Below are 5,668 nucleotides of genomic sequence, written 5' to 3'. Positions count from 1 at the left end.
GAAGAGCGCCTCTTGTTGGGGTGGTGTTGGTGGGTGTGTGTTCTTTGAGAACTCGATAGTGTGATGATGGATTGTTTGATGCCATTTTGTTTGTGGCATTTGTGTCCAAGTGTTTTTGGATGTTTATGTTGTTTTTTTAGTGTCTGCTCTTTGTGAGTGGATTGCTAGTTTTTGTTTGGTCAGGTTTTTGTCTCTCTGGCTGAGATTGTGTTGATTGGGCTGGTCCACTGTTGGTGGGTTGGTTTTGATCAGTGTTTTTTCATGGAGAGTTTGATCCTGGCTCAGGACGAACGCTGGCGGCGTGCTTAACACATGCAAGTCGAACGGAAAGGCCTCACTTGTGGGGTACTCGAGTGGCGAACGGGTGAGTAACACGTGGGTGATCTGCCCCTGACTTTGGGATAAGCCTGGGAAACTGGGTCTAATACCGGATATGACTTTACATCGCATGGTGTTTGGTGGAAAGCTTTTGCGGTTGGGGATGGGCCCGCGGCCTATCAGCTTGTTGGTGGGGTAATGGCCTACCAAGGCGACGACGGGTAGCCGACCTGAGAGGGTGATCGGCCACACTGGGACTGAGACACGGCCCAGACTCCTACGGGAGGCAGCAGTGGGGAATATTGCACAATGGGCGGAAGCCTGATGCAGCGACGCCGCGTGAGGGATGACGGCCTTCGGGTTGTAAACCTCTTTCACCAGGGACGAAGCTTTTGTGACGGTACCTGGAGAAGAAGCACCGGCCAACTACGTGCCAGCAGCCGCGGTAATACGTAGGGTGCGAGCGTTGTCCGGAATTACTGGGCGTAAAGAGCTCGTAGGCGGTTTGTCGCGTCGTCTGTGAAATTCTGCAACTCAATTGTAGGCGTGCAGGCGATACGGGCAGACTTGAGTACTACAGGGGAGACTGGAATTCCTGGTGTAGCGGTGAAATGCGCAGATATCAGGAGGAACACCGGTGGCGAAGGCGGGTCTCTGGGTAGTAACTGACGCTGAGGAGCGAAAGCGTGGGTAGCGAACAGGATTAGATACCCTGGTAGTCCACGCCGTAAACGGTGGGTACTAGGTGTGGGTTCCTTTTCACGGGATCCGTGCCGTAGCTAACGCATTAAGTACCCCGCCTGGGGAGTACGGCCGCAAGGCTAAAACTCAAAGGAATTGACGGGGGCCCGCACAAGCGGCGGAGCATGTGGATTAATTCGATGCAACGCGAAGAACCTTACCTGGGTTTGACATACACCAGACGCGGCTAGAGATAGTCGTTCCCTTGTGGTTGGTGTACAGGTGGTGCATGGCTGTCGTCAGCTCGTGTCGTGAGATGTTGGGTTAAGTCCCGCAACGAGCGCAACCCTTGTCCTGTATTGCCAGCGGGTTATGCCGGGGACTTGCAGGAGACTGCCGGGGTCAACTCGGAGGAAGGTGGGGATGACGTCAAGTCATCATGCCCCTTATGTCCAGGGCTTCACACATGCTACAATGGCCGGTACAGAGGGCTGCGATACCGTGAGGTGGAGCGAATCCCTTAAAGCCGGTCTCAGTTCGGATCGGGGTCTGCAACTCGACCCCGTGAAGTCGGAGTCGCTAGTAATCGCAGATCAGCAACGCTGCGGTGAATACGTTCCCGGGCCTTGTACACACCGCCCGTCACGTCATGAAAGTCGGTAACACCCGAAGCCGGTGGCCTAACCCTTGTGGAGGGAGCTGTCGAAGGTGGGATCGGCGATTGGGACGAAGTCGTAACAAGGTAGCCGTACCGGAAGGTGCGGCTGGATCACCTCCTTTCTAAGGAGCACACAACATCACACGTTGATGTCTTCCGACTGTGGGGACTGCGTGTGTGTGTTCGAGGGTGAAACATCAAACAGATCATCCACTTCTGCATGTGTAGAAGCTGGGGGGTCGCTGCCGGCTGTGAGGTTGGTGGGTTCATTGTCACGCTATCGGGGTTCTGAGGGAACACGCGAGTGTTGTCTCTGACCTAGCTGTGTGGTTGGCGGTGTTGGTGAGGTGTCCTGTGGTGGGATGCGGAGGCGCTGGTGACGGCATGGTGTGTGTTGTTTGAGAAGTGCATAGTGGATGCGAGCATCTTTATTTCAAACCAATGCTTCAACTCTTTGGGGTTGGGGTGCTGGTCTGTGATTTAGCAGAAATGTTTTTTGTAGCGCACGGGACGGTGTTTCGTGTGTGGTGTCTACATTTGGTCCTCGCTGGTGCGGCCTGCTCTGTGGGTTGTGTTGGTGGGGGTTGTTTGTAGGTGTTGTTGTAAGTGTTTTAGGGCGTTCGGTGGATGCCTTGGTACCAGGAGCCGATGAAGGACGTGGTAGGCCGCGATAGTCCTCGGGGAGTTGTCAAACGAGCTGTGATCCGAGGGTGTCCGAATGGGGAAACCCAGCACGAGTGATGTCGTGTTACCACCCAGTGAATGTATAGCTGGTGTGGGGGGAACGTGGGGAAGTGAAACATCTCAGTACCCATAGGAAGAGAAAACAATTGTGATTCCGTGAGTAGTGGCGAGCGAAAGCGGAGGAGGCTAAACCATGCGCATGTGTGACCGGGTAGGGGTTGTGTGTGTGGGGTTGTGGGGTTCATCTTCTTCCATCTACCTGTGGAAGCGTGAGTGATAAAATTATGGGCTAGGTGAAGTGGCCTGGAATGGTCTGCCGTAGTCGGTGAGAGTCCGGTAGCTGAAAGCCTGTGGTCTTGCGTGATGGATGCCCAAGTAGCAGCGGGCTCGTGGAATCTGCTGTGAATCTGCCGGGACCACCCGGTAAGCCTGAATACTTCCTGGTGACCGATAGCGGACGAGTACCGTGAGGGAAAGGTGAAAAGTACCCCGGGAGGGGAGTGAAATAGTACCTGAAACCGGACGCTTACAATCCGTCAGAGCTTGTGCACCCTTTGGTGGGTGGTGGGTGATGGCGTGCCTTTTGAAGAATGAGCCTGCGAGTTAGTGCTCGGTGGCGAGGTTAACCCGTGTGGGGTAGCCGTAGCGAAAGCGAGTCTGAATAGGGCGTGGAGTCGCCGGGTCTAGACCCGAAGCGGAGTGATCTACCCATGGCCAGGGTGAAGCGTCGGTAAGACGTCGTGGAGGCCCGAACCCACTTCAGTTGAAAATGGAGGGGATGAGTTGTGGGTAGGGGTGAAAGGCCAATCAAACTCCGTGATAGCTGGTTCTCCCCGAAATGCATTTAGGTGCAGCGTGGTGTGTTTCTTGCCGGAGGTAGAGCTACTGGATGGCCGATGGGCCCTACTAGGTTACTGACGTCAGCCAAACTCCGAATGCCGGTAAGTGAGAGCACTGCAGTGAGACTGCGGGCGATAAGGTTCGTGGTCGAGAGGGAAACAGCCCAGATCGCCGGCTAAGGCCCCTAAGCGTGTACTAAGTGGAAAAGGATGTGGGATCGCGAAGACAACCAGGAGGTTGGCTTAGAAGCAGCCACCCTTGAAAGAGTGCGTAATAGCTCACTGGTCAAGTGATCCTGCGCCGACAATGTAGCGGGGCTCAAGTACACCGCCGAAGCCGCGGCACTCACACGAGAGCTTGTCTTGTCCTTACGGGGATGGGGCTAGGTGTGTGGGTGGGTAGGGGAGCGTCCTGCATCCGTGGAAGCGCCGGAGTGATCCAGGTGTGGAGGGTGTGGGAGTGAGAATGCAGGCATGAGTAGCGAAAGCAGAGTGAGAAACTCTGCCGCCGGATGACCAAGGGTTCCTGGGCCAGGCTAATCCGCCCAGGGTGAGTCGGGACCTAAGGCGAGGCCGACAGGCGTAGTCGATGGACAACGGGTTGATATTCCCGTACCCGTGTATCCGCGTCCATGCTGAATCAACTGTACTAACCATCCAGATCCCCCAGGAGTGCCTTCGGGTGCCGGGTGGGGTGATGCGTGGGACCTTGGTTGGTAGTAGGCAAGCGATGGGGTGACGCAGGAAGGTAGTGGGGCCAGTCAGTGGTAGTACTGGTGTAAGCCTGTAGGGCGTGTTCTAGGTAAATCCGGGACACATGTGGCCTGAGAGGTGATGCGTAGCCGTTGCGGCGAATTCCATGATCCTATGCTGCCGAGAAAAGCCTCTAGCGAGTTGGTACACGGCCCGTACCCCAAACCAACACAGGTGGTCAGGTAGAGAATACTAAGGCGATCGAGAGAACTGTGGTTAAGGAACTCGGCAAAATGCCCCCGTAACTTCGGGAGAAGGGGGACCACGTCTGGTGACGATCTTGACGGTCTGAGCTGGGTGTGGTCGCAGAGACCAGAGAGAAGCGACTGTTTACTAAAAACACAGGTCCGTGCGAAGTCGTAAGACGATGTATACGGACTGACGCCTGCCCGGTGCTGGAAGGTTAAGAGGACCGGTTAATCCCTTTCGGGGGGTGAAGCTGAGAATTTAAGCCCCAGTAAACGGCGGTGGTAACTATAACCATCCTAAGGTAGCGAAATTCCTTGTCGGGTAAGTTCCGACCTGCACGAATGGCGTAACGACTTCTCTGCTGTCTCAACCACAGACTCGGCGAAATTGCAGTACGAGTAAAGATGCTCGTTACGCGCGGCAGGACGAAAAGACCCCGGGACCTTCACTATAGCTTGGTATTGGTGTTCGGTTCGGTTTGTGTAGGATAGGTGGGAGACTGTGAAACTCGCACGCTAGTGTGGGTGGAGTCGTTGTTGAAATACCACTCTGATCGTATTGGACTTCTAACCTCGGACCCTGATCGGGTTCAGGGACAGTGCCTGGTGGGTAGTTTAACTGGGGCGGTTGCCTCCCAAAATGTAACGGAGGCGCCCAAAGGTTCCCTCAGCCTGGTTGGCAATCAGGTGTTGAGTGTAAGTGCACAAGGGAGCTTGACTGTGAGACGTACATGTCGAGCAGGGACGAAAGTCGGGACTAGTGATCCGGCACCAACGTGTGGAAGTGGTGTCGCTCAACGGATAAAAGGTACCCCGGGGATAACAGGCTGATCTTCCCCAAGAGTCCATATCGACGGGATGGTTTGGCACCTCGATGTCGGCTCGTCGCATCCTGGGGCTGGAGTAGGTCCCAAGGGTTGGGCTGTTCGCCCATTAAAGCGGCACGCGAGCTGGGTTTAGAACGTCGTGAGACAGTTCGGTCTCTATCCGCCGCGCGCGTTAGAAACTTGAGGAAACCTGTCCCTAGTACGAGAGGACCGGGACGGACGAACCTCTGGTGTGCCAGTTGTTCCACCAGGAGCACCGCTGGTTAGCTACGTTCGGAAGGGATAACCGCTGAAAGCATCTAAGCGGGAAGCCTGTTCCAAGATGAGGTTTCTCACCACCCTTGAGTGGTTAAGGCCCCCTACAGACCATGGGGTTGATAGGCCAGAACTGTAAGCCCAGTAATGGGTGTAGGTGACTGGTACTAATCGGCCGAGGACTTACCAACAACACCAACACACCTCAAAGAATGTGTGTTCGCATCCACTATGCACTATCTGAAACAACACACAACAAAAATAAACTCCTGTTGTGGCAGGTTGTTTCACAAAGTTACGGCGGCCATAGCGGAGGGGAAACGCCCGGTCCCATTCCGAACCCGGAAGCTAAGCCCTCCAGCGCCGATGGTACTGCACCCTAACCAGTGTGGGAGAGTAGGACACCGCCGAACACAACGTACGAGTGTGGCCCCCGAATCACCGATTCGGGGGCCACACTCATAT

General features: G+C 55.2%; 3 rRNA genes. All 3 read left to right on the top strand.

Features of this window, described 5'->3' with window-relative positions:
• The first annotated feature begins 258 nt into the window (after nucleotides 1-258).
• Nucleotides 259-1,779 (top strand): 16S ribosomal RNA (locus AAFP35_RS26180).
• 478 nt (nucleotides 1,780-2,257) lie between these two features.
• A 23S ribosomal RNA gene (locus tag AAFP35_RS26175) occupies nucleotides 2,258-5,394 on the top strand.
• Nucleotides 5,395-5,499: 105 nt separating this feature from the next.
• A 5S ribosomal RNA gene (rrf, locus tag AAFP35_RS26170) occupies nucleotides 5,500-5,616 on the top strand.
• The 16S, 23S and 5S rRNA genes sit together here, the layout of an rRNA operon.
• The last annotated feature ends 52 nt before the right edge of the window (nucleotides 5,617-5,668 follow it).

It is taken from the genome of Gordonia sp. CPCC 206044 (assembly GCF_048537895.1).
In the GTDB taxonomy this organism is placed as follows: domain Bacteria; phylum Actinomycetota; class Actinomycetes; order Mycobacteriales; family Mycobacteriaceae; genus Gordonia.
The sequence above is the reverse complement of the archived record's forward strand: the minus strand, read 5'-3'. Positions and strand labels throughout refer to the sequence as shown.